This window comes from Streptomyces sp. NPDC088732 (assembly GCF_044751205.1).
Classification (GTDB): domain Bacteria; phylum Actinomycetota; class Actinomycetes; order Streptomycetales; family Streptomycetaceae; genus Actinacidiphila.
The window spans coordinates 1-22,164 of the sequence record NZ_JBIVLI010000046.1 but is presented as its reverse complement, the minus strand read 5'-3'; the positions used below and the strand labels follow the sequence as shown (position 1 = coordinate 22,164).

Genomic DNA, 22,164 nt, shown 5'->3' with positions numbered 1-22,164 from the left:
CGCCCACATGCACAACCTCGCCCTCGTGTCATGAGAAGACGAGCCCGGCGCCCACTCTGACCTGCCCGCGCGCAGGCTTGTGCAACACCCTTTAGGAGGCCACCCGCGCCCGGTGCCCGGGCAGCGTCCGGGCACCGCCCGTGCCGTGTGTCCCGCGGCGTGCCCGGCGCCGCTCCCGCCGCCGTTCGCGGCGCAGCGCGCGGGCGGCGCTGCTGGGGCTGGAGATCACGCCGTTGCGCTGGTTCCACACCTGGCGCGTGATCCACACGTCCAGCACCGCCCACGTCGCCACCACGGTGCTGCCTATGGCGGCGAGCGTCGCGGGCGCCGCGATCCACGAGTGGCCGGCCGCCCCCAGCGTCGCGACCACCGCCGCGATGAGCGTGAAGGACACGACGAGCACCGCCCGCACGGCCGAGACACGGACCGGATCGGGCATGCGCGGCCGCCCGACCGGCTCCTCGACCCACAGTGAGCGCCGCTTCCGGCGTTCCGGAATGTCCCGATCCAATGCGTCCTCGACAAGGTCGTCCACGAAATCTGCTCCCTCGCGGGATCCGGGTGGTGCGGTGCCGGACCCCCGATGTCCGACTCCAGAGTGGCTGCCCGGTATCCGCCGATGAATGCCCCCCGCATTCCGGAGCGCCCCTCCCGCCCCGATCACGAACGACAGGTGCCCGTGGTTCCCGATGCGCTGCATTTCGGCCAGGGACGGCCGCCGTTCATCCGTACGAATCGGGTCGTCCCGGGACAAGAGTGGAAGGCGGGCTTTCGGACGGGGCAGGTTGCAGTAGTAGGCTCGCGCCGTTTATTGCCGGAACAGGACGCCCCGTGACCGGGTCCGACGTTGGGGAGGCCATGCGCTTTCGCGGTACGACGATCCGGCGGAAGATCGTGGCACTGCTGCTCATTCCGCTGGTGTCCCTCACGGCCATCTGGGCTTTCGCGGCCACGTTGACGGGCCGTCAGGTGTGGGGCCTGTTCGGTGTGGAGCGCACGGTCAACGAACTCCGCTACCCGGTCGAGGACACCGTTCAGGCGCTCCAGCAGGAACGCCGGGCCTCCCTGGTGTACTTGGCCGATCCTCGCCGGTCCGACACCCGCGGCGTCCTGCTGCGCCGCGAGCGCGAGACGGACGGCCTGATCGCGCGACTGCGCTCCAACGCGGGCTCCCCCGCCAACCGGGCCCCGCTCACCGAGGACGCGCGCCGCCGTCTCGATCTCGTCGTCAGCGGCTTCGGAGCCGTCGACGCGCTGCGCGACAAGGTCGTCAAGGGCACCGTGGGCCGCAATGAGGCCTTCGCCGCCTACAGCGCGCTGTTCCGCCCCTGCTACGACTTCCTCGACACGCTCAACCCGCTCAACAACGCGGCGATCGACAAGCAGAGCCGCGCGCTGATCCAGCTCGCCCGGGCCCGCGAGGCGGTCAGCCAGGAGGACGCGCTCATGGCCGCCGCCGTCACGGCCGGCCGCATGAGCCCTCAGGAGATGCGCTCGTTCACCTTCGCCGTGGCCGAGCAGCGCGCCTACTTCGCCGACAACCTCGGCCTGCTGACCGAGGCGGAGCGCGCCGTCTACCGGGACTACTGGGACGGCCCGGCCGCCCGCGCCCTGCGCACGGCCGAGGACGCCGTGATCGCCGCCGCGGCCGGCGGCGCCCCCAGGGCCGCCGACCGCGCCTCCTGGCAGTCCACGGCCACCGCCGCCCTCGGCGACCTGGACCGCACCGGCACCGAGGCCGGCGACCTCTACAAGAAGAGCGCCGAACCGATCGCCATGCGGCTGCTGGCGAGCGCCGCGATCGCCGGCGGTCTCGGCCTCGTCGCGGTGATCGCCTCCGTCGTCGTCTCCTTCCGCATCGGCCGCGGCCTCATCCGCGACCTGTCGAGGCTGCGCAAGGAGGCCCAGGAGGTCTCCGGCGTCCGGCTGCCCCGTGTCATGCGCCGCCTCGCCGCCGGCGAGGAGGTCGACGTCGAGACCGAGGCGCCCCGCCTGGACTACTCCGACGACGAGGTCGGCCAGGTGGGCAAGGCCGTCAACACCCTCCAGCGGGCCGCCGTCGAGGCCGCCGTGCGCCAGTCCGAGATGCGCCGCGGCGTCTCCGAGGTCTTCGTCAACCTTGCCCGCCGCAGCCAGGTCCTGCTGCACCGCCAACTGACGCTGCTGGACGCCATGGAGCGCCGCACCGAGGACGGCCTGGAACTCGCGGACCTGTTCCGCCTGGACCACATGACCACCCGCATGCGCCGGCACGCCGAGGGCCTGGTCATCCTCTCCGGCGCGGTGCCGTCACGGCAGTGGCGCAAGCCGGTCCAGCTGATGGACGTGGTCCGCGCGGCCGTCGCCGAGATCGAGGACTACGAGCGCGTCGAGGTGCGCCGGCTGCCCCGGCTCGCGGTCACCGGCACCGCCGTCGCCGACCTGACCCACCTGATCGCCGAACTCATCGAGAACGCCGCGGTGTTCTCGCCCCCGCACACCCACGTCCAGGTGCACGGCGAGGCCGTCGCCAACGGCTTCACCCTGGAGATCGACGACCGCGGCCTCGGGCTCACCCCCGACGCCATGCTGGAGGCCAACCTCCGGCTCGCCGAGACCCCCGAGTTCGAGCTCTCCGACACCGACCGGCTCGGCCTCTTCGTGGTCAGCCGGCTCGCCCGGCGCCAGGGCGTGCGCGTCTCGCTGCGCCAGTCCCCGTACGGAGGCACCACGGCGGTCGTCCTGGTCCCCACGGAGCTGCTGACCGACGGCGGTGACGCCGCCGGCGCGGGCGGCCGCGCCGAGGACGCCGTCTTCGGCGAGCCGGCCGACCTCGGCGGCCCCGACGGGGGCGACGACGCCATGTCCACCGCCACCGAGCACGGCTTCCGCACCTGGGGCCTGAACCCGGAGCCGGACGAGGAGCCGCGCGAGCACCGCAGGCACGACCCGGGCCCCGGGGCCGCGCCGCTGACCGTGGTTCCGGCGGCCGCGCCGGAACCGGCGGAGCCGGGCGCCCTGCCGCGCCGCCGCCGCACCCCGGTGCTGGTCGCCGAGAACGGCCGGCCGGTCGCCGCGGGCACCGAGGAGCGTCCCGCGCCCGACCCCGATGTGCCCGATGCGCCCGACGCGCCCCGCGCACCGGAGGCGGCCGCCACCGGCGGGCTCCCGCGCCGGGTGCGGCAGGCCAGCCTCGCCCCGCAACTGCGCACCGACACGAGCACGGAGACGCCCGTTCCCGCCGCCCGCCCGACCGGGGACGGCGGCGGTCGTGAGCGGACCCCCGAGGAGGTGCGCGACCGTATGGCCTCCCTCCAGCGCGGCTGGGAACGCGGCCGCGCGGACCACCTCGACGAACCAGACGCCCCCCGTCCCGCCCGCCCGGGGGCTGCCCCGACGGAGCCGGGGGGAGACAGCGCAACCAGAACCACCACTGAGGGGAACGGTCCATGACCGCACCATCGAGCCCGACCCGCGAGCTGAGCTGGCTCCTCGACGAGCTGGTCGGCCGCGTCGCCAGCATCCGCAAGGCCCTCGTGCTGTCCGGCGACGGCCTGGCCACGGGCGCGTCCGAAGGACTGTCGCGCGAGGACGCGGAGCACCTCGCCGCCGTCGCCTCCGGCTTCCACAGCCTCGCCAAGGGCGTCGGACGCCACTTCGAGGCCGGCCAGGTCCGGCAGACCCTCGTGGAGCTCGACGAGGCCTTCCTGTTCGTCACGGCGGCCGGCGACGGCAGCTGCCTGGCGGTCCTGGCCGACGCCGACTCCGACGTCGGCCAGATCGCGTACGAGATGGCGCTGCTGGTGAAGCGGGTGGGCGTGCACCTGGCCACCGCGCCGCGCGACGAAGACGCCCGGGCGGTGTGACGGGCGCGCGATGACTTCCGAAGCGGACCGCTGGTACGACGACGACGCCGGGCCCGTGGTGCGGCCCTACGCGATGACGCGCGGGCGTACCAGCCATGCCGCCGAGAGCCGGCTCGACCTGATCGCCCTGGTGATCTCCGAGTCCCGTTCCGGGGACGCCGAGGAGGACGCCGACCGCACCCTGTCGCCCGAGCACGTCGACATCGTGGAGCGGTGCCGGGAGCAGCCGACGTCGGTCGCGGAACTCGCGGCCGACCTCGATCTGCCGGTCGGTGTCGTCCGCGTGCTCGTCGGTGACGTACTGGAGGCCGGGCTGGTCCACGTGACCCGCCCGGTGCCGCCCGCCGAACTGCCCGACGAGGGGCTGCTGCGCGAGGTCATCGACGGCCTGCGCGCCCTGTGACGACGGCGCCGTCCGGGAAGAACCCCCCGGGCCGCAACGGCACGGGGGCCGCGGCGAGTTGGGCGGTCGGATCGTAGTAGGGTTCCCCCTGCCGTGAGCCGACCGTCCGACAATTCCAGGAGTGATCGATGGTCTTCGGGCGCTCTGACCGCCGTCCTTCCGTCGTCGAGCCGGTCACCCTCAAGATCCTGGTGGCGGGCGGCTTCGGCGTCGGCAAGACCACGCTCGTCGGCGCGGTCAGCGAGATCCGGCCGCTGCGCACCGAGGAGGCGCTGAGCGAGGCGGGCCGCCCGGTGGACGACATCGCAGGCGTCGAGTCCAAGCGCACCACCACCGTGGCGATGGACTTCGGCCGCATAACCCTCCGCGAGGACTTGGTCCTCTACCTCTTCGGCACCCCCGGCCAGGACCGCTTCTGGTTCCTGTGGGACGAGCTGGCGCAGGGCGCCCTGGGCGCGGTCGTCCTGGCCGACACCCGCCGGCTGGAGGACTGCTTCTCCGCGATCGACTACTTCGAGCGGCGCGGCATACCCTTCGCCGTCGCCGTGAACTGCTTCGAGGGTGCCGAGAAGCACGAGCCCGAGGCCGTCCGCGACGCGCTCGACCTCGATCCCGAGGTGCCGCTGCTGATGTGCGACGCGCGGGACCGCGCCTCGGCGAAGAGGGTGCTGATCACCGTCGTCGAGCACGCGGCCCGGCTGGCGGGGGTCCGGCGGGCGGCCGCCGCCAACTGAGCCGCGCGGCCCGCTCAGACGGCCGGCACCGGCACGCCGTCCTCGCGGTCGTCGAGATCGTCGTCCTCGCCGGCGCCGGCGGCGCCGGTCGGTTCGTCCTCCCAGCCGAAGCTGCGCTCGACCGCCTTCTTCCAGCTGCGGTACCCCTCCTCACGGGTCTGCGCGTCCATCCGCGGCTCCCACTGCGCGTCCTGCTGCCAGTGCGCCTTGAGCGTGTCCAGGCCGTCCCACACACCCGTGGCGAGCCCCGCCGCGTAGGCGGCGCCGAGCGCCGTGGTCTCCGGGATCCGGGGCCGCACCACCGGGACGCCCAGGACGTCCGCCTGGTGCTGCATCAGCAGGCCGTTGGCGGTCATGCCGCCGTCCACCTTGAGCCCGGTCAGCCGCACCCCGGAGTCCTGGTACATCGCGTCCACGACCTCGCGGGTCTGCCAGCTCGTCGCCTCCAGCACGGCCCGCGCCAGGTGCGCCTTGGTGACGTACCGGGTGAGGCCGGTGATCACCCCGCGCGCGTCGGAGCGCCAGTAGGGCGCGTACAGGCCGGAGAAGGCCGGGACGATGTAGGCGCCGCCGTTGTCCGCGACGCTCGCGGCCAGCGGTTCGATCTCGTCGGCGGACCTGATGATGCCGAGGCTGTCGCGGAACCACTGGACGAGGGCGCCCGTGATGGCGATCGAGCCCTCCAGGCAGTACACCGGCGGCTCGCCGCCCAGCCGGTAGCCCATCGTGGTGATCAGCCCGCTCTTGGACGGCACCGGGCGGTCGCCGGTGTTGAGCAGCAGGAAGCTGCCCGTGCCGTAGGTGTTCTTCGCGTCGCCCGCCGCGTAGCAGGCCTGGCCGAAGACGGCCGCCTGCTGGTCGCCGAGCGCGGCGGCGACCGGGACCCCGGCGAGGGCGCCGACCGCGGTGCCGTAGACCTCCGAGGAGGAGCGGATCTCCGGGAGGACCGCCTCGGGTACGTTCATCGCGGCGAGGATCGCCGGGTCCCACTGGAGCGTCTCCAGGTTCATCAGCATCGTCCGGCTGGCGTTGGTGACGTCCGTGACGTGCACGCCGCCCTCGGTGCCGCCGGTGAGGTTCCAGATCAGCCAGGAGTCGACGGTGCCGAAGGCGATCTCGCCGTTCTCCGCGCGGCGCCGCAGTCCGGGTACGTTGTCCAGCAGCCAGGCGGCCTTGGGCCCGGAGAAGTAGCTCGCGAGCGGCAGCCCGGTGGACTCGCGGAAGCGGTCCTGCCCGTCGGTGCCGCCGAGCCGGGCGCAGAGCGCGGCCGTCCGGGTGTCCTGCCAGACGATCGCGTTGTGCACCGGGCGGCCGGTGGCGCGGTCCCACAGCACGGTCGTCTCGCGCTGGTTGGTGATGCCGAGGGCGCTGAGCTGGTCGGGGCGCAGCCGTGCCTTGGCGAGCGCGCCCGCCACCACCGCCTGGACCTTGGACCAGATCTCCGTCGCGTCGTGCTCCACCCAGCCGGGCTTGGGGAAGATCTGGCGGTGCTCGCGCTGGTCGAGCGCGACGACCGACCCGTGGGAGTCGAAGACGATGCACCGGCTGGAGGTCGTGCCCTGGTCGATGGCTGCCACGTATCGCGTGGCCTGGTCGGACGTTTCGGTCATGACCGCCTCACTTGAACGCTGCGTTGTAGATGAGACCTGACAGGGCGCCGCCGAGCAGCGGGCCGGCCACCGGGATCCACGCGTACGTCCAGTCCGAGGTGCCCTTGAACGGGATGGGCAGCACGGCGTGGACGATGCGCGGCCCGAGGTCGCGCGCGGGGTTGATGGCGTAGCCGGTGGGCCCGCCGAGCGACAGGCCGATGCCGGTGACGAGGAGGGCCACGATGAGGGTGCCGGTGCCGGTCTCGCCGAGGCCCTTGCTGAGGCCGAAGGCCAGGATCGGCAGGACGAGGCCCATGGTGGCGATGGTCTCGGTGGCGAGGTTCTGCCACCAGACGCGGATCTCGGGGATGGTCGAGAACACCGCCAGGGTGGGCTGCCGGGCCTCCTCCTCCGCATTGGCCCGGAACTGGCCGAAGTAGACGAGCCAGCACAGGACGGCGCCGAGCATCGCGCCGATGATCTGCCCGGCCAGGTAGTACGGGACCTGGGTCCACTTGCCCGAGCTGATGGCGACCCCGAAGGTCACGGCGGGGTTGAGCTGCCCGCCGGACAGCGGTCCGGCGGTGTAGGCGCCGGCGAGGACGGCGAGCCCCCAGCCGAAGGAGATGACGATCCAGCCCGACGCCCGCGCCTTCGAGTGGTGGAGCAGCACGCCCGCGACCACACCGGCGCCGAAGAGGACCAGGATCGCCGTTCCGATGATCTCGCCGACGAAGACGTCTCCGTTGGAATACATGGCGGCTCCTTCTGCGGGCGCACGTGTCGGGTGTGCGCCGGCCAGAGAATCGCACGGAGACACGGGTGCAGAGGGTCCCGCCTCCCGCCCGGCTTCCGCGCCACCCGGAAGTGTTGTCCTGGGGTGATGAACCGTCAAGCTATCGGACAGATCACCTGATTACGACCACCGACGAGCCGTGGCATCGCCGTCGAGGACGGGCCCGGCGCACCGTCGCCTGTGACGCCCCCTCATGGGGAGCGCGCCGCACGGTTCGTGACGAAAACAGGCTGGACCCCGTCCGGGTCGGCTGCTAGGTTCTTCTCGAGGCGAGAAATACTCGAAGTGAGAACAACTGGCCGGAGGTGGCGGGAGATGGCGGACCGGCAGGGCGAGGACGACTTCCTCGCCGCCTATGACCCACGCGCCTTCGACCCCATCGCCGTGACCGTCGACGTCGTCGCACTGACCCTGCGTCAAGGGGTCCTCCAGGTACTGCTGGTACGGCGCGGGGCGCCGCCCTTCGAGGGCGCCTGGGCGCTGCCGGGCGGCTTCGTGCGGGCCGGCCGTGAATCCCTGGACCAGGCGGCCGCCCGGGAACTCGCCGAGGAGACCGGGCTGGACGAGGAGCGCGGCCTCGGCCGCGTCCACCTCGAACAGCTCGGCTCCTACGGCGCACCCGACCGCGATCCGCGCATGCACGTCGTCTCGGTCGCCTATCTCGCCTTCGCCCCGGACCTCCCCGAGGCCCGCGCCGGCAGTGACGCCGCCGCGGCCGAGTGGGTCCCGGTGGCGTCCGTCGCCCCGGAGGGGAACCCTGACGCGGCTCCGCCGCGTCCCATGGAGCAGGACCGGCCGGCCGGGATCCACGGGGGTGGTTCCGGCCGCCGGTCCGCCGAAGCGCCGCCGTCCGACGCCGGCACGCCGCTCGCCTTCGACCACGGCACGATCCTCGCCGACGGCCTCGAACGCGCCCGTTCCAAGATCGAGTACAGCCCGCTGGCCACGGCCTTCCTGGGCGAGGAGTTCACCGTCACCGAACTTCGCTCCGTCTACGAGGCCGTGTGGGGACGGACCCTGCACGCGGGGAACTTCCACCGCAAGATCCTCTCCGTCCCCGGGTTCGTGGAGTCCACCGGCGCCACCGCCGCGCGCGGCGGGGCCAAAGGTGGCCCCCGCGCCCGGCTCTACCGCGCGGGCGACGCCCGCCTGCTGCATCCCGCACTGCTCCGCCCCGACCGGGAGGAGAGCGTCCGATGACCACCACCGCCCGCCGGCCGCGCACCTTCGACGAGGCGCTGGCCGCCCTGGGGCTCCCGTTCCCCTCCGACGGCGCCGAGGCCGCCCGCCACTACCGCCGCCTGGCCCGGCTGCTCCACCCCGACACGGCACCGGCCGGCCGTGCGGCCGAGGCGGAGACGGCCTTCGTCCGGCTCACCGCCCAGTGGCGGCGGCACACGGGCGACGGCCCCGTGCTCACCACCGCCCGCGGCACGTACCCGCTCGGCCGTGTGCTCGCCACCGGCGACCTGGCGGTGCTGCGCGCCGGCGGTCCGGACACCGTGCTGAAGATCCCGCGCCGCCCCGCCGACAACGACCTGATGGAGCGTGAGGCGGACGCCCTCACCCGGCTGCACACCGTCGCCGACGCGCGGCACCGCGCCTACGCCCCCCGTCTCGTCGAGTCGTTCCGCCACCGCGGCCCCGACGGCACCGAGCGCCGCGTCAACGCCCTCCGGCGGCTGCGCGGCTTCCACACCCTCGCCGAGGTCCGCGCCCTCCACCCGAGCGGCCTGGACCCGCGCGACGCCGCCTGGATGTGGCGCCGGCTGCTGGTCGCCCTCGGCTGGGCGCACCGCGCGGGGATCGTCCACGGCGCCGTCCTGCCCGAGCACGTCCTGATCCATCCCGCGCGGCACGGCCTCGTCCTGATCGACTGGTGCTACGCCACCGAGCGCGGTGCGACCGTCCCCGCGCTCGTCGAGCGGCATCGCGCGCTCTACCCGCCCGAGGTCACCGGCCGGCGTCCCGCCACCGAGGCCACCGACATCCACCTCGCCTCGCAGTGCGTCGCGCAACTCATGGGGGACCGGGCGCCCGCGCCGCTGCGCGCCTTCCTCCGCGGTTGCACGCTCCCCGCCGAGGCCCGCCGTCCGCACGACGCGTGGCGGCTGCTCGCCGAGCTCGACGAGGCCCTGGAACGCCTCTACGGCCCGCGCACCTTCCGCCCGTTCACCATGCCGGGCACCCGCACCTGACCCACCAAGGGGGAAACACCATGGGCAGCGGAAGCTGGTCCACCAACGTCTACGACGCCGCCGCGCGCTACCGCGCCGCCTCCGGCACCGGCGCCTTCGCCTACAGCGACCGCGTCACCTCGTCCGCACCGCGCGGTTCCTGGGCCGCGCACCCCTCGCTCGACCCGAAGGGCATCGGCGTCCGCGAGAGCCGCGACTCCGACGAGCACCCCACCTCGCTCGCCATCGCCGTCCTGTTCGACGTCACCGGCTCCATGCGGACCGTCCCGCAGGTGCTGCAGACCAAGCTCCCCGAGTTGTTCGGGCTGCTGCTGCGCAAGGGCTACACCGAGCACCCGCAGATCCTCTTCGGCGCGATCGGCGACGCCACGTGCGACCGGGTCCCGCTCCAGCTCGGCCAGTTCGAGTCCGACAACCGCATGGACGACGACCTCGGCAACATCCTGCTGGAGGGCGGGGGCGGCGGCCAGATGACCGAGTCGTACGAACTCGCCCTCTACGCCATGGCCCGGCACACCGCCCTCGACTGCCACGAGAAGCGCGGCCGGCGCGGCTACCTCTTCCTCGTCGGCGACGAGCTGCCCTACGGCAAGGTCAAGGCCGACGAGGTGTACGAGGTGCTCGGCGACGACCTCCCCGAGGACATCCCCGTCACGCGGATCGTCGCCGAGCTCCGGCAGAAGTTCGACGTCTACTACATCCTGCCGGCGGGCTCCTCGTACGTCGGCAACGCAGAGGTCCTCGGCACCTGGCGCAAGCTGCTCGGCCAGAACGTCATCGAGCTGGACGACCTGGACGCCGTCTGCGAGACCATCGCCCTCACCGTCGGTCTCGGCGAGCAGGCCATCGACCTCGCCGAAGGGCTGGACGACCTCGACGACGTCGGCTCCGCGGCCACCGCCTCCGTCGGCATGGCCCTGGCCGCCCTGGACCGCGACCGCTCGGCCGTGGCGGTCACGGACACCTCGCTTCTCGAGGACACCGACGGCACCGACGACACCGACGGCGCGGGTGACTCCCGCGGTACGACACGCCTGTAACCGCACCACCCCACCGGAGGGACCGGGAACCGTGCACACCATCGTCGTCGACCTCGGCTACGGCGACGCCGGCAAGGGCACCGTCGTGGACCGGCTCTGCGCCACCGGGCCGGTCCACGCCGTGGTCCGCTTCAACGGCGGCGCCCAGGCGGCCCACAACGTCGTCACCGCCGACGGACGCCACCACACCTTCGCCCAGTTCGGCTCCGGCACCCTGCACGGGGTGCCGACGCACCTGTCCCGCTTCATGATGGTCGACCCGCTCGCGCTCGCCGCCGAGGCCGACCACCTCACCGCGCTCGGCGTCCCGGCGCCGTACGCCCTGCTGACCGTCGACCGCGACGCCCGCCTCACCACGCCCTACCACGCCGCCGCCAACCGCCTGCGCGAGCGGGCGCGCGGGGCGGCGCGGCACGGCTCGTGCGGCATGGGCATCGGGGAGACCGCGGCCTACGCCCTCGCGCATCCTGAGGACGCACCCACCGCGGGCGACTGCGTCTCCCGCCCCCGGCTGCTGCGCAAGCTCCGCCTCCTGCACGACCGCCTGGCCGACGAGCTCGGGCGCGCCCTGCCCGCACCGCCGCCGGAGCACTGCGCCGACGCCTTCACCGCCTTCGCCCGCGCCGTCACCCTCACCGACGGCACGCACCTGGCCCGCGTGCTGCGCACCGGACTCGTGGTGTTCGAGGGCGCCCAGGGAGTGCTCCTCGACGAGTGGCACGGCTTCCACCCGTACACCACCTGGTCGACGACCACCTTCGCCAACGCCGAGGCGCTGCTCGCCGAGTCGGGCCGGACGGCACGGCGCCTCGGGGTCGTCCGCGCGTACACCACGCGGCACGGCCCCGGGCCGCACATGACCGAGGGCCCCGGGCTCGCCCCTGTCCTGCCCGAACCCCACAACGGCACGGGCGCCTGGCAGGGAGCCTTCCGCGTCGGCCACTTCGACGCCGTGGCGCACGCCTACGCCGTCGAGGTGTGCGGCGGCGTGGACGCCCTCGCGCTCACCCACCTCGACGCCCCCGCCCGCTGCCCGGAGCTCCGCCTCGTCCGCGGCTACGACACCGGGGAGAGCCGGCTGCACGTCCCGCGCACCGGTGACCTGACCGCTCAGGCCGCCCTCACCGCCCGGCTGGCGACCGCCCGGCCCGCGCGCTGGGACGTCCCCGGTGCGGACGCGGCCGCCTGGTCGGAGGCGGTCGGCGCGGCGCTGGGCGCCCCCGTCGTCCTGGAGTCGTACGGGCCGGCCGCCGCCGACAAGCGGGAGGTTCAGCGCAGGATGCCGGCCTGCCGCGCGGCGGTCAGCCAGGACGGGAACTCGGACAGGATCCGGTCGTAGAGCTCGGCGTCCGGCACGGCCGCGATGTCGTCCACGGCGAAGAACCCCACGTTGTCGACGCGCCGTCCCGGCAAGGTGTCGAAGCTTTCCAGCACACCGAAGTTGGCCCGGCCCAGTCCGACGAACTGCCAGAACAGCGGCTCCTCGACCGCCTCCCGCAGCTGCCGTTCGATCTGCGCGTTGCGGTAGACACCGCCGTCGGAGAAGAACAGCACGAGGGTCGGCACCGGCGCCGGGTTCGCCCGCACGAAGTCCCGGACCTCCGCGATGACCTTCTGCTCCTCGTTCTGGATGCCGACGAACCGCATGTCGACCTGGCCCGGCTGCATGCCCCCGCGCGGTTTCCGCGGCCGGCCGAACAGGCTCAGCTCGCCGACGCGCACGTGCAGCCGCAGCCACTCCGGGAGTTCCGCCAGGCGCAGGTCCGGCAGGCGCGCCGGGAAGGAGGCGAAGGTCCACGCCTGCATCTCGCCGTCGTCGTCCATCTGCGCCGCGACGGCCGCCATGCGCTCCACGACCCCGGCCACGACGCCCCGCGCGTACAGGCCGCTCATCGAGCCGGATGCGTCGAGGACCAGCACCACCCGCGCCACGACGTCCGCCGCGCCGTGCTTGCGCAGGCTGACGGCCACCTGCTCCTTGCGCAGGCTCAGGCGCTTGCGCATGTCGGGCGGCAGGTGCTCCTCGCCCTTGGTGAGCCGTACGGCCGCGACCGGCGCGGGCGGGGGCGGGGGCGGGGGCGCCGTCACCGGGAACGGGGGAGGCGGCGGTACGGCGGGGGCGGCGGTGGCCGCCGGCGCGTCGACGGTGATGCCGAAGTCCGTGGCCAGTCCCGCGAGTCCGGACGCCCAGCCCTGGCCCACCGCGCGGAACTTCCAGACGCCCGAGCGCCGGTACAACTCCCCGCCGACGAAGGCCGTCTCCGACTCCGCCCGCATGTCGAAGCGCGCGATCTCCGCCCCGTTGCGGGCGTCCAGCAGGCGCAGCCGGAGCCCCGGCACCTGTCCGAAGGTCCCGCCGTCCGCGGACGCGCAGAGCACGATCCGCTCGACGGCCGGCTCCACCCGCGCGAAGTCCACGTCGAGGGCGTCCGTCGCCAGCGCGGGGCCCTGCTGCTTCCCGACGTGCCGTACGGCCTCGGAGCCGTGCACGGGCTGGTTGTAGAAGACGAGGTCGCCGTCCGAACGCACCCGCCCCTCGGCGGTGAGCAGCAGCGCCGAGGCGTCGACATCGGGCACGCCGGGGCCCGGCGACCAGTCCAGCACGGCCCGCACGGCCGGTACGGGCACCGGGAGATTGGCGCCCTTTCGCAGGGATTCGGGTGTCACGCAGGCCAGTCTGCCCTGTCACCCGCCGTGTCGGACAGGGATCGGCGGCCGACACCCTGAGGCCGTACCGGACGGGGTACAGTCCGCGGGTGACCAATCGTCAGAAGGACAGCCACTGCTCCTACTGCGGTGCCGCGTTCGGCCCCGGCGCCGGATGGCCGCGGACTTGTCCGGTCTGCGGCAACGTCACCTACCGCAACCCGCTGCCGGTCGCGATCGCGCTGCTGCCCGTGCGGACGGACGGCACGACGGGGCTGGTCGTCGTCCGGCGGACCATCGAGCCGGCGCGCGGCATGCTCGGCCTCCCCGGCGGATTCGTCGACCACGGCGAGACCTGGCAGCAGGCCGTGGTCCGCGAACTCGACGAGGAGACCGGCATCAAGGCCTCCGTCGACGACGTCCGGCTCGCCGACGCCCTCAGCGGCGACACCGGCCATGTGCTGCTCTTCGGGCTGCTGCCCGAACGGGCCGAGGAGGACCTGCCGCCGGACGTCCCCACGGACGAGACCGACTCCCGGCAGATCCTCACCGCGCCCGTCCCGCTCGCCTTCCCGCTGCACACGGAGGCCGTGCGGAACTGGTTCGCCGGCCGCTACTGAGCGGCGGCGCCCCGCACCCGCACGGCCCGGCCCACCTCGTCGTGCCCCTGGCGCGCCACGACCACCGCACCGTCCGCGAGCCGGGAGGAGAAACGCTCCGTACGCGGCTCCGCCCAGCCGTCGCCCGCGTCGGTGACCAGCAGGCCGCCGCCCGTGCGCCCGGCCTGCGGCGCCCACGCCTCCAGGACCACGCAGCCGTCGTCCTCCGCCACCGGGACCACCGCCCCTGCCCGCACCAGCACCGGGATGCGCTCCAGCGGCGCGGGCAGCAGCACCTGCCCGGGGCCCTGGTACGCCTCCCCGGTCGCCGTGTCGTACCAGACGCCGCGCGGCAGCCGCACCGCCCGCTCGGTGGCGCCCTGCTCCATCACGGGGGCCACCAGCAGCGCGTCGCCCAGCAGGAACGCGTCCCCGCACGACCGGAGTTTGCGGTCCTCCGGGTCGCCCCACCACACCGGCCGCACATAGGGGGCGCCCGACTGCCGCGCCCCGTGCGCCAGCGTGTACAGGTACGGCATCAGCCGCTCCCGCTCGCGCAGCGCCGCCCGCGCGCCCTCCAGCACCCGCGGCCCGAACTCCCAGGGCTCACGGCGGCCCGCCGTGATCGCCGAATGCGTGCGGAAGAAAGGGAAGTACGCGGCCATCTGGAACCAGCGCAGATACAGCTCCGGCGACGGGCTGCCGGTGAACCCGCCGACGTCCGGCCCCGAGTACGGCACCCCGCACAGCCCCAGGCCCAGCACCAGCGACAGCGAGGCGCGCAGCCCCGGCCAGCCCGTCGTGACGTCGCCCGACCAGGTGCCGCCGTAGCGCTGCATGCCCGCCCAGCCCGAGCGGGAGAAGAGGAACGGCCTGCTGTCGGGGCGCAGTTCGCGCAGCCCCTCGTAACCGGCCCGCGCCATGCCCAGGCCGTAGACGTTGTGCGCCTCGCGGTGGTCGCCGCCGCGGCCCTCCAGGGCGTGCCGGGCCGATCGGGGGAGCGTCGCGTCCCCGAACGCCGCGAAGGACACCGGCTCGTTCATGTCGTGCCACACCCCGGCGAAGCCCTGCGCCAGGCGCTCCGCGTACAGCCCGCCCCACCACTTGCGCACACGCGGGTCGGTGAAGTCGGGGTACACCGCCTCGCCCGGCCACACCACACCCCGGACGGTCTCGCCGTGGGCGTCGCGCACGAAGGCGTCCGCGGCCGTCCCGCTGTCGTGCACGGGGTTGCCCGGCTCCTCCTTGACCGCCGGGTCGACGATCGACACCAGGCGCACGCCGCCGGCTCCCAACTCGTCCGCCAGCCCGGGCAGATCGGGGAACCGCTCGCGGTCGACGGTGAAGACCCGGTGGCCGTCGTAGTGGTCGATGTCCAGGTGGATCGCCGACAGCGGCAGCCCGCGGTCCCGGTAGCCGGCCACGACGCGGCGCACCTCGGCCGCCGAGCCGAAGCCCCACCGCGAGTGCTGGTGCCCCAGCGCCCAGCGGGGCGGCAGCGCGGGGCGCCCGGTCAGCGCGGTCCACGCGGTCAGGATGCGCGACGGCGTGCCGGGGATCACCCAGTAGCGCAGCGGGCCGCCGTCCACGCGCACTTCGCAGCCCCCGGGGCGGTCGTGCCCCGAGCCCGCGCCCTCCTCGCCGTCGCGCAGGGTCACCCGGCCGTCCCAGGTGTTGTCGTGGAACACCAGGTGGCTGCCCGCGTCCGCCACCACCAACTGCACCGGCATGGTGATGTACAGCGGATCGGTCCCCGGCTCGAAGGCCCCGTCCGGGTCGGTGTTCCACAGCCGGTACGAGCCCTCGCCCAGCCGCGGCCCCGACGCCCGCCCGCCGAGCCCGAACACCGCCGCGTCCGCCGCCGTCTCCGAGCGCTGCACCCAGCGCGCCTCGGTGCCCTCCGGGGAGCCGATCGGGTCCCACCAGCGCGGCGGCAGGTCCTTGCGCAGCAGCAGCCCCCCGGGCGTGCGGAACTCCACGGCGCCGTGCCGCGACACCGTCACGGTGACCCGCTCCGACACCACCCGCCAGCCGTCCTTGTCCGGCTCCATCACCGCCCGGACGTCCGCGTCCGGGCAGCCGGCCGCCAGCGCGTACGACGGCTCCGGCTCCGCCCCGTCCCAGCCGCAGAAGACCGCGCCGCCCGCCGTGACCCGCACCCGCAGGCTCGACCGGGCGAACCGCACCAGCCCGCCGCCCGGCAGCGGGTCCGCGCCCTCGGCCGCCCCCGGCACCCGCGCCCGCTCGGGGCCCCGCCGCGGCAGGTCCCGCGCGTCCGTCCGGTGGCGGCGCCACGCGGCGCGCACCGACCGCAGCCCGTTCGCCGACCCGACCGCGCGCACCTGCCGCACCAGGTCCCCAGCATCCATGAGCCCCACCCTTTCAGCGTTCCCGGCCGCCCCGCCGCCCGCGGGCCCCCGGCACAGCGGGGGCCCGGCACATGGTGACACCCCCGAATGTGTGGGGTGGGCCCTGGCGCCGAAGACGATCACGTGGCATCGTCCTGCCCATCCGCGCGCCGGGACATTCCGCCCGCCGCGGTCCGACCGCACACCACGCAGCGCCGCGTACCGTCCGGGAGCCGCCCCATGAGCACCACATCCGAGCCCGCCACCCCCGCGGAGGCCGTGCGGCCGCTGTGGCAGCCCGGTCCCGACCGCGTCGCGGGCGCCCAGGTGACACGCTTCCAGACCTGGGCCGCCGGGCACCACGGCGCGCCCGGGCCCGACCTCGCCGACCCCGTCGCGGGATACGCCGCGCTGCACGCCTGGTCGGTGCGCGAGCCGGAGGCCTTCTGGCAGGCCGTCGTCGCGTGGTTCGACGTGCGCTTCTCCACCCCGTACGAGTCGGTGCTCGCCGACGCCTCCATGCCGGGCGCGCGGTGGTTCCCCGGTGCCACCCTCAACTACGCCGAGCACGCGCTGCGTCCGGCCGGCGACCCCGCCCGCGCCGGCGAGCCCGCCCTGCTCCACCTCGACGAGCGGCACGACATCGATGCGACGACGTGGGCGGAACTGCGCCGCCAGGTCGCCTCCCTCGCCCATGAACTGCGCGTCCTCGGGGTCCGCCCCGGCGACCGGGTGAGCGGCTACCTCCCCAACGTCCCGCAGGCGGTCGTCGCGCTGCTCGCCACCGCCGCGGTCGGCGGTGTGTGGACCTCCTGCGCCCCCGACTTCGGCGCCCGCAGCGTCCTGGACCGCTTCCGGCAGGTCGAGCCCGTGGTCCTGTTCACCGTCGACGGCTACCGCTACGGCGGCAAGGAGCACGACCGCACCGCCGTCGTGGCCGAACTGCGCGGCGAACTGCCCTCGCTGCGCGCCGTCGTGCACATCCCGCTGCTGGGCACCGCGGCGCCCGAGGGGACGCTGGAGTGGGACGCCCTGGTCTCCGGCGACCGGGAACCGGCGTACGAGCAGGTCCCCTTCGACCACCCGCTGTGGGTGCTGTACTCCTCCGGCACCACCGGCCTGCCCAAGGCGATCGTGCAGTCGCAGGGCGGCATCCTGCTGGAGCATCTGAAGCAGACCGGGCTCCACATGGACCTCGGGCCGCAGGACCGCTTCTTCTGGTACACCTCAACCGGCTGGATGATGTGGAACTTCCTCGTCGGCGGCCTGCTCGCCGGCTCCACGATCGTCCTGTACGACGGCAGCCCCGGCTTCCCGGACACCGGCGCCCAGTGGGGGGTGGCGGAGCGCACCGGCACCACCGTCTTCGGCACCTCCGCCGCGTACGTCATCGCCTGCCGCAAGGCCGGCGTGCACCCCGGCCGCGACCACGACCTCTCGGCCGTCAAGTGCGTGGCCACCACCGGTTCCCCGCTCCCGCCGGACGGCTTCCGCTGGATCCACGACGAGGTCAAGGAGGACCTCTGGATCGCCTCCGTCAGCGGCGGCACGGATGTGTGCAGCTGCTTCGCGGGCGGCGTGCCGACCCTCCCGGTGTACATCGGCGAGCTCCAGGCGCCCTGCCTGGGCACCGACCTCCAGGCCTGGGACCCGTACGGCAAACCCGTCACCGACGAGGTCGGCGAGCTGATCGTCACCAACCCCATGCCGTCCATGCCGATCCACTTCTGGAACGACCCCGACGGCGCCCGCTACCGCGAGAGCTACTTCGAGATGTTCCCCGGCGTCTGGCGGCACGGCGACTGGATCACCCTCACCTCCCGCAGCACGGTGGTCATCCACGGACGCTCGGACTCCACGCTCAACCGCCAGGGCGTCCGCATGGGTTCCGCCGACATCTACGAGGCCGTCGAACGCCTCCCCGAGATCCGCGAGTCCCTCGTCATCGGCGTCGAACAGCCCGACGGCGGCTACTGGATGCCGCTGTTCGTCCAGCTCGCCGAGGGCGCCGAACTCGACGACACCCTGCGCGACAAGGTCAAGCGCACCATCCGCGAGCAGCTCTCCCCCCGGCACGTGCCCGACGAGATCATCCCGGTCCCCGGCATCCCGCACACCCTCACCGGCAAGCGCATCGAGGTGCCCGTCAAGAAACTCCTCCAGGGCACCCCACTCGCCAAGGCCGTCAACCCCGGCTCCGTCGACGACATCCGGCTCCTGGCGTTCTACGAGGAACTGGCCCGCACCCGCGGCTGAACCGGGCCCGGGGCCGCCCGCCGCGGGGCGGCCCCCACCCGCCCCCGACGCGGCCGGGACCGTCACTGTCAGTGCCCCCGGTTACGGTGAGTGAGCATCGACCGCCAGGTCGTCACCGCATCACACCGTCGCACCCAGGGGGAGCCATGACCCACACCAAGAACCGCGCGAAGAACGCCCGCCGCACCGTCAGGACGGGCCGCCGCGCCCTGCGCCGCGAGGCCCCGACCACCGTCGCGCTCCTGACCGGCGCCGCGGACCTCGCCGCCATGCGCGGCTACCGCAGCTTCCGCTTCCACGACCACGCCGAGTACCTGCGCCGCATGGAGGGGCTGCTGCGCACGCTGACCTCCCGCGGCATCCACGTCCGCGTCGGCGTCTTCGACCCGGGGGAGTACGCCCGCTACTGCGCGGACACCGGCGCCGACCCCGACACCTCCCGCACCCGGGCGCGGTACGCGGCGGACGTCACCGCCTCCGGACCCACCGTCCCCTACGCGGGCCAGGCACTGGAACACCTCGTCACGCAGATCGAGTACGAGACGACCCGCCAGGCGACCTGGGAGCTCGCCGGCGACATCCTCGCGCGCGCCGGGGACTGCGCGTGCTGCGGCGACGACCTCGCCCGCACCTCCTTCGACCGCGCCTCCCACGCGCTGACCCGCCTCCTGGAGACCGCGGGCCCCGGCAGCCACCACGTGGTGTGCAGCGTCCCCACCGAGGACACCACCCTCCTCGCGGCGATGCACGCCCGCTGCGACGAGCACGGCATGGTCCACCTCGCCGAGGCCGAGGCGCTGGTCTGCTGCACCGTCCTCGCCGCCGGCCTGGCGACGGACAGCCCCGGCGGACTCGTCGTGCGCAGCACCGCCCTCTCCCCGGGTTCCCCGGGACGGGGCGGCCCCGGGGACGGGCCACCCGACGAGGTCCGCGGCTGGACGCTGCGCGACGGCTGGCTCAGGCCGCTGAGCGAGGCCGAGGTCTTCAACGCCTACTGCACGGACGCCGAGACCGGCGAACCCGTCCCGCCCGAGCCCGGCGTCGTCCACCGCCCGGGCTTCCCCCTCCCGCCCCCGGAGGACTGACCGCACGCGCCCGCGGCCGACGCGCCGAGGGGCGCCCCGCACACCGGCGGGCCGCCCCTTGTGGGAACCGCGTCCACCTCACTCGCCGGACAGCACCGCCTGCGCCGCCCGGCGCGCCTCGTCGGCCGTGTCCGTCGCCCGCGCCGCCGCCGCGGCACGCTCGCACTGCGCCAGCGTGTACTTCGCCAGCGTCGCCCGGACGTAGGGCAGCGATGCCGCGCCCATCGACAGGCTGGTCACGCCCAGACCCGTCAGCACACACGCCAGCAGCGGATCGGAGGCCGCCTCGCCGCACACACCACAGCTCTTGCCCTCCGCGCGAGCGGCCTCGGCCGACGCCGCCACCAGGTCCAGCAGCGCAGGCTGCCACGGGTCCTGGAGGCGCGAGACCGACCCGACCTGGCGGTCCGCCGCGAAGGTGTACTGCGCCAGGTCGTTGGTCCCCAGCGAAATGAACTCGACCTCCTGAAGGATCGACCTCGCCCGCAGCGCCGCCGACGGGATCTCGACCATCGCGCCGAACTTCGCCCGCAGACCGGCCTCCCGGCACGCGTCCGCGAACGCCTTGGCGTCGATGCGGTCCGCCACCATCGGCGCCATGACCTCCAGGTACACCGGAAGCCCCTCGGCGGCCGTGGCCAGCGCGCGCAACTGCGTCCGCAGCACGTCCGGGTGGGCCAGCAGCGTCCGCAGGCCCCGCACGCCCAGCGCCGGATTCGGCTCGTCCGCCGGCGTCAGGAACTCCAGCGGCTTGTCCGCGCCCGCGTCCAGCACCCGCACCACGACCCGGCCCTCGGGAAAGGCCTCCAGCACCTGCCGGTACGCCTCGACCTGCTTCTCCTCGGAAGGAGCCTTCTTCGAATCGTCCAGGAACAGGAATTCCGTACGGAACAGACCGACACCCTCGGCACCCGCCGCGACCGCCGCGGGGACATCGGCCGGCCCTCCGACGTTCGCGAGCAACGGCACCATGTGCCCGTCGGAGGTCGCGCCCGGCCCCGACGACGCCGCGAGCGCGGCCCTGCGCTCCGCCGCCGCCTTCGCCAGTTCCGCCCGCCGCTCCTTGCCCGGGTCGACGAAGATGTCGCCGGTGCTGCCGTCCACGGCGATGACCGTGCCCTCGGTCAGCTCCGTCGCGCCCGGCAGCGCCACCACGGCGGGCACCCCGAGGGCCCGCGCCAGAATGGCGCTGTGACTGGTGGGGCCGCCCTCCTCGGTCACGAACCCCAGCACCAGCGAGGGGTCCAGCAGCGCCGTGTCCGCGGGCGCCAGGTCCCGCGCGATCAGCACGTACGGCTCGTCGCTGTCCGGCACACCCGGCATGGGCACGCCGAGCAGGCGCGCCACGATGCGGTTCCGCACGTCGTCCAGGTCCGCGACCCGGCCCGCCAGGTACTCGCCCGCGTTCGCCAGCAGCGCCCGGTACGAGGCGAAGGCGTCGTACACCGCGCGCTCCGCCGAACTCCCCACCGCGATGCGCCGCTCCACGTCGGCCATCAGTTCGGGGTCCTGCGCCATCAGCGCCTGGGCCTCCAGTACCGCCTGCGCCTCGCCGCCGGCCAGATTGCCGCGTGCGATCAGGTCGTTGGCGACCGCCTCGACGGCCTGCCGTGCCCGTGCCTGCTCCCGCGGCGCCTCCTCGGCCGGAATCTGCTTGGCCGGGGGCTCCAGCACCGCGGTGCCCATGTGCCGTACCTCGCCGATCGCCACACCGTGGCTGACACCGACGCCTTGCAGCGTTGTCTCCATCTCACCCGTCTCCGGTTGTCGCGGACGTTCGCGACCGCGTTCCTTGTTCAACTGCGTCGGGAGTGGCCTTGCCGAAAAGGCTACGTCCAGGAGAAGAGGGTGGCCCCGACGACCACGTCGGCGTCCTCCACGACCCCGGACAGTGACTCCGGCGTCGCCTCGAGCGCCACCACCGGGCACACCGGGGACTTGCCTGCCGCCTCGACCGCCGCCGGGTTCCAGCGCACCATCTCCTGGCCGCGCGCCACGGTGTCGCCCTTGGAGACGAGCACCTCGAAGCCCACGCCGCCCAGCTGCACCGTGTCGATGCCGAGGTGCGTCAGCACGCCGTGGCCCTCCGCGTCCACCACGACGAACGCGTGCGGGTGCAGGGAGACCACCACCCCGTCGACGGGGGACACCGCCGTCGACGGCTCGCGCACGGGGTCGAGCGCGGTGCCGGGACCGACCATCGCGCCGGAGAACACGGGGTCGGGCACGGCGGCCAGTCCGATGACTCGCCCGCTCAGGGGCGCCGAAACAGTCGTCATAGTGAAGCCTCCTGCAAGTGGTCCAGACCACTTAGTCTGCCACCCCCTCCCTACCGCCCACACCTCTGGGCAGCGGATTTGCTCCGACCGGGCGGGTCCACTAGGTTGGGACAACCCCCGGGACGAGTCGCTGCGGAAACGTGTGTCCTCGTAATCCGGTGGTAAATCCGACGGAAAGCATCTGCTAAAGTCGGTGAAGCGGGAAAGCCGAAAGGCCGGAACGCGAAAGCAGGAAAGCGAGAATCCCCGCCGGCGGGAATCGGGCCCGAAAGAGTCTGATAAGCTGGTGACAACGAAGGGAAAGCCCGGAGGGGCCGGTGAAACGGCCTCGAAGGAAGCTTCC

The 22,164-nt window shown here is 73.9% G+C and carries 18 protein-coding genes; 11 read left to right on the top strand and 7 right to left on the bottom strand.

From position 1 onward, the window contains the following. Positions 1-91 precede the first annotated feature (91 nt). Complete coding sequence (locus tag ACIP9H_RS41520; RefSeq protein ID WP_401597918.1) at positions 92-535, bottom strand: hypothetical protein; 444 nt, start codon at positions 533-535, stop codon at positions 92-94. Positions 536-858: 323 nt separating this feature from the next. Between ACIP9H_RS41520 and ACIP9H_RS41515 the strand changes: the two genes are divergently transcribed. From ACIP9H_RS41515 to ACIP9H_RS41500, 4 genes are all read left to right on the top strand, one after another. Then, positions 859-3,432 (top strand): nitrate- and nitrite sensing domain-containing protein, encoded by a 2,574-nt coding sequence (locus ACIP9H_RS41515; protein ID WP_401964168.1) that lies wholly within the window; start codon positions 859-861, stop codon positions 3,430-3,432. Then, a complete protein-coding gene (locus ACIP9H_RS41510) occupies positions 3,429-3,845 on the top strand; it encodes a roadblock/LC7 domain-containing protein (RefSeq protein ID WP_360911660.1) in 417 nt (138 codons plus the stop codon). The genes ACIP9H_RS41515 and ACIP9H_RS41510 overlap by 4 nt, the downstream gene beginning before the upstream one ends. 10 nt (positions 3,846-3,855) lie before the next feature. Beyond that, positions 3,856-4,248, top strand: coding sequence for a DUF742 domain-containing protein (locus ACIP9H_RS41505; RefSeq protein WP_401597913.1), 393 nt, complete (start codon positions 3,856-3,858; stop codon positions 4,246-4,248). A 128-nt stretch (positions 4,249-4,376) separates the two neighbouring features. After that, positions 4,377-4,982, top strand: coding sequence for a GTP-binding protein (locus ACIP9H_RS41500; RefSeq protein ID WP_401597911.1), 606 nt, complete (start codon positions 4,377-4,379; stop codon positions 4,980-4,982). A gap of 14 nt (positions 4,983-4,996) precedes the next feature. On the opposite strand, the gene glpK is transcribed toward ACIP9H_RS41500, so the two are convergent. Beyond that, a complete protein-coding gene (gene glpK, locus ACIP9H_RS41495; RefSeq protein WP_401964166.1) occupies positions 4,997-6,592 on the bottom strand; it encodes a glycerol kinase GlpK in 1,596 nt (531 codons plus the stop codon). 7 nt (positions 6,593-6,599) lie between these two features. Continuing rightward, entirely contained in the window at positions 6,600-7,331 is a 732-nt protein-coding gene (locus ACIP9H_RS41490) for an MIP/aquaporin family protein (RefSeq protein ID WP_401597907.1), read from the bottom strand. 354 nt (positions 7,332-7,685) lie between these two features. Here ACIP9H_RS41490 and ACIP9H_RS41485 point away from each other — a divergent pair, with 354 nt between their 5' ends. Genes ACIP9H_RS41485 through ACIP9H_RS41470 form a run of 4 tightly spaced genes read left to right on the top strand, consistent with a single transcriptional unit; the run spans position 7,686 to position 11,947 of the window. Next, positions 7,686-8,570, top strand: a complete 885-nt coding sequence (locus ACIP9H_RS41485) for an NUDIX hydrolase (RefSeq protein ID WP_401964164.1) — start codon at positions 7,686-7,688, stop codon at positions 8,568-8,570. Beyond that, positions 8,567-9,568, top strand: coding sequence for a molecular chaperone DnaJ (locus tag ACIP9H_RS41480; protein WP_401964162.1), 1,002 nt, complete (start codon positions 8,567-8,569; stop codon positions 9,566-9,568). The genes ACIP9H_RS41485 and ACIP9H_RS41480 overlap by 4 nt, the downstream gene beginning before the upstream one ends. A gap of 20 nt (positions 9,569-9,588) precedes the next feature. Next, the gene (locus ACIP9H_RS41475) at positions 9,589-10,608 is read left to right on the top strand and encodes a hypothetical protein (protein ID WP_401597900.1); all 1,020 of its coding nucleotides are present in this window, start codon (positions 9,589-9,591) and stop codon (positions 10,606-10,608) included. Between the two features lie 31 nt (positions 10,609-10,639). After that, the gene (locus tag ACIP9H_RS41470; protein ID WP_401597898.1) at positions 10,640-11,947 is read left to right on the top strand and encodes an adenylosuccinate synthetase; all 1,308 of its coding nucleotides are present in this window, start codon (positions 10,640-10,642) and stop codon (positions 11,945-11,947) included. On the opposite strand, the gene ACIP9H_RS41465 is transcribed toward ACIP9H_RS41470, so the two are convergent. Beyond that, entirely contained in the window at positions 11,878-13,275 is a 1,398-nt protein-coding gene (locus ACIP9H_RS41465) for a VWA domain-containing protein (RefSeq protein ID WP_401597896.1), read from the bottom strand. The genes ACIP9H_RS41470 and ACIP9H_RS41465 overlap by 70 nt on opposite strands. An 89-nt stretch (positions 13,276-13,364) precedes the next feature. Between ACIP9H_RS41465 and ACIP9H_RS41460 the strand changes: the two genes are divergently transcribed. Continuing rightward, positions 13,365-13,874, top strand: a complete 510-nt coding sequence (locus ACIP9H_RS41460; protein ID WP_401597893.1) for an NUDIX domain-containing protein — start codon at positions 13,365-13,367, stop codon at positions 13,872-13,874. On the opposite strand, the gene ACIP9H_RS41455 is transcribed toward ACIP9H_RS41460, so the two are convergent. Further along, a complete protein-coding gene (locus ACIP9H_RS41455; RefSeq protein ID WP_401597890.1) occupies positions 13,868-16,222 on the bottom strand; it encodes a glycoside hydrolase family 31 protein in 2,355 nt (784 codons plus the stop codon). The genes ACIP9H_RS41460 and ACIP9H_RS41455 overlap by 7 nt on opposite strands. A 219-nt stretch (positions 16,223-16,441) precedes the next feature. On the opposite strand from ACIP9H_RS41455, the gene ACIP9H_RS41450 reads away from it, so the two are divergent. Both ACIP9H_RS41450 and ACIP9H_RS41445 read left to right on the top strand, forming a co-directional pair. Further along, positions 16,442-18,457, top strand: coding sequence for an acetoacetate--CoA ligase (locus tag ACIP9H_RS41450; RefSeq protein WP_401597888.1), 2,016 nt, complete (start codon positions 16,442-16,444; stop codon positions 18,455-18,457). A gap of 146 nt (positions 18,458-18,603) precedes the next feature. After that, entirely contained in the window at positions 18,604-19,542 is a 939-nt protein-coding gene (locus ACIP9H_RS41445; protein WP_401597886.1) for a hypothetical protein, read from the top strand. 78 nt (positions 19,543-19,620) lie between these two features. Here the strand turns inward: ACIP9H_RS41445 and ptsP are convergent, their stop codons facing one another. Together ptsP and ACIP9H_RS41435 are read right to left on the bottom strand one after the other, a co-directional pair. Next, positions 19,621-21,291, bottom strand: a complete 1,671-nt coding sequence (gene ptsP / locus ACIP9H_RS41440) for a phosphoenolpyruvate--protein phosphotransferase (RefSeq protein WP_401597883.1) — start codon at positions 21,289-21,291, stop codon at positions 19,621-19,623. An 80-nt stretch (positions 21,292-21,371) separates the two neighbouring features. Beyond that, positions 21,372-21,821 (bottom strand): PTS glucose transporter subunit IIA, encoded by a 450-nt coding sequence (locus ACIP9H_RS41435; protein ID WP_401597880.1) that lies wholly within the window; start codon positions 21,819-21,821, stop codon positions 21,372-21,374. Positions 21,822-22,164: the final 343 nt, after the last annotated feature.

What these genes read in the sequence shown, in the direction of transcription:
- ACIP9H_RS41515 (WP_401964168.1), top strand. Translation starts at nt 859, where the DNA reads ATGCGCTTTCGCGGTACGACGATCCGGCGGAAGATCGTGGCACTGCTG.
- ACIP9H_RS41475 (WP_401597900.1), top strand. Translation starts at nt 9,589, where the DNA reads ATGGGCAGCGGAAGCTGGTCCACCAACGTCTACGACGCCGCCGCGCGC.
- ACIP9H_RS41490 (WP_401597907.1), bottom strand. Translation starts at nt 7,331, where the DNA reads ATGTATTCCAACGGAGACGTCTTCGTCGGCGAGATCATCGGAACGGCG.
- ACIP9H_RS41505 (WP_401597913.1), top strand. Translation starts at nt 3,856, where the DNA reads ATGACTTCCGAAGCGGACCGCTGGTACGACGACGACGCCGGGCCCGTG.
- ACIP9H_RS41510 (WP_360911660.1), top strand. Translation starts at nt 3,429, where the DNA reads ATGACCGCACCATCGAGCCCGACCCGCGAGCTGAGCTGGCTCCTCGAC.
- glpK (WP_401964166.1), bottom strand. Translation starts at nt 6,592, where the DNA reads ATGACCGAAACGTCCGACCAGGCCACGCGATACGTGGCAGCCATCGAC.
- ACIP9H_RS41445 (WP_401597886.1), top strand. Translation starts at nt 18,604, where the DNA reads ATGACCCACACCAAGAACCGCGCGAAGAACGCCCGCCGCACCGTCAGG.
- ptsP (WP_401597883.1), bottom strand. Translation starts at nt 21,291, where the DNA reads ATGGAGACAACGCTGCAAGGCGTCGGTGTCAGCCACGGTGTGGCGATC.
- ACIP9H_RS41455 (WP_401597890.1), bottom strand. Translation starts at nt 16,222, where the DNA reads ATGGATGCTGGGGACCTGGTGCGGCAGGTGCGCGCGGTCGGGTCGGCG.
- ACIP9H_RS41435 (WP_401597880.1), bottom strand. Translation starts at nt 21,821, where the DNA reads ATGACGACTGTTTCGGCGCCCCTGAGCGGGCGAGTCATCGGACTGGCC.
- ACIP9H_RS41485 (WP_401964164.1), top strand. Translation starts at nt 7,686, where the DNA reads ATGGCGGACCGGCAGGGCGAGGACGACTTCCTCGCCGCCTATGACCCA.
- ACIP9H_RS41480 (WP_401964162.1), top strand. Translation starts at nt 8,567, where the DNA reads ATGACCACCACCGCCCGCCGGCCGCGCACCTTCGACGAGGCGCTGGCC.
- ACIP9H_RS41500 (WP_401597911.1), top strand. Translation starts at nt 4,377, where the DNA reads ATGGTCTTCGGGCGCTCTGACCGCCGTCCTTCCGTCGTCGAGCCGGTC.
- ACIP9H_RS41450 (WP_401597888.1), top strand. Translation starts at nt 16,442, where the DNA reads ATGAGCACCACATCCGAGCCCGCCACCCCCGCGGAGGCCGTGCGGCCG.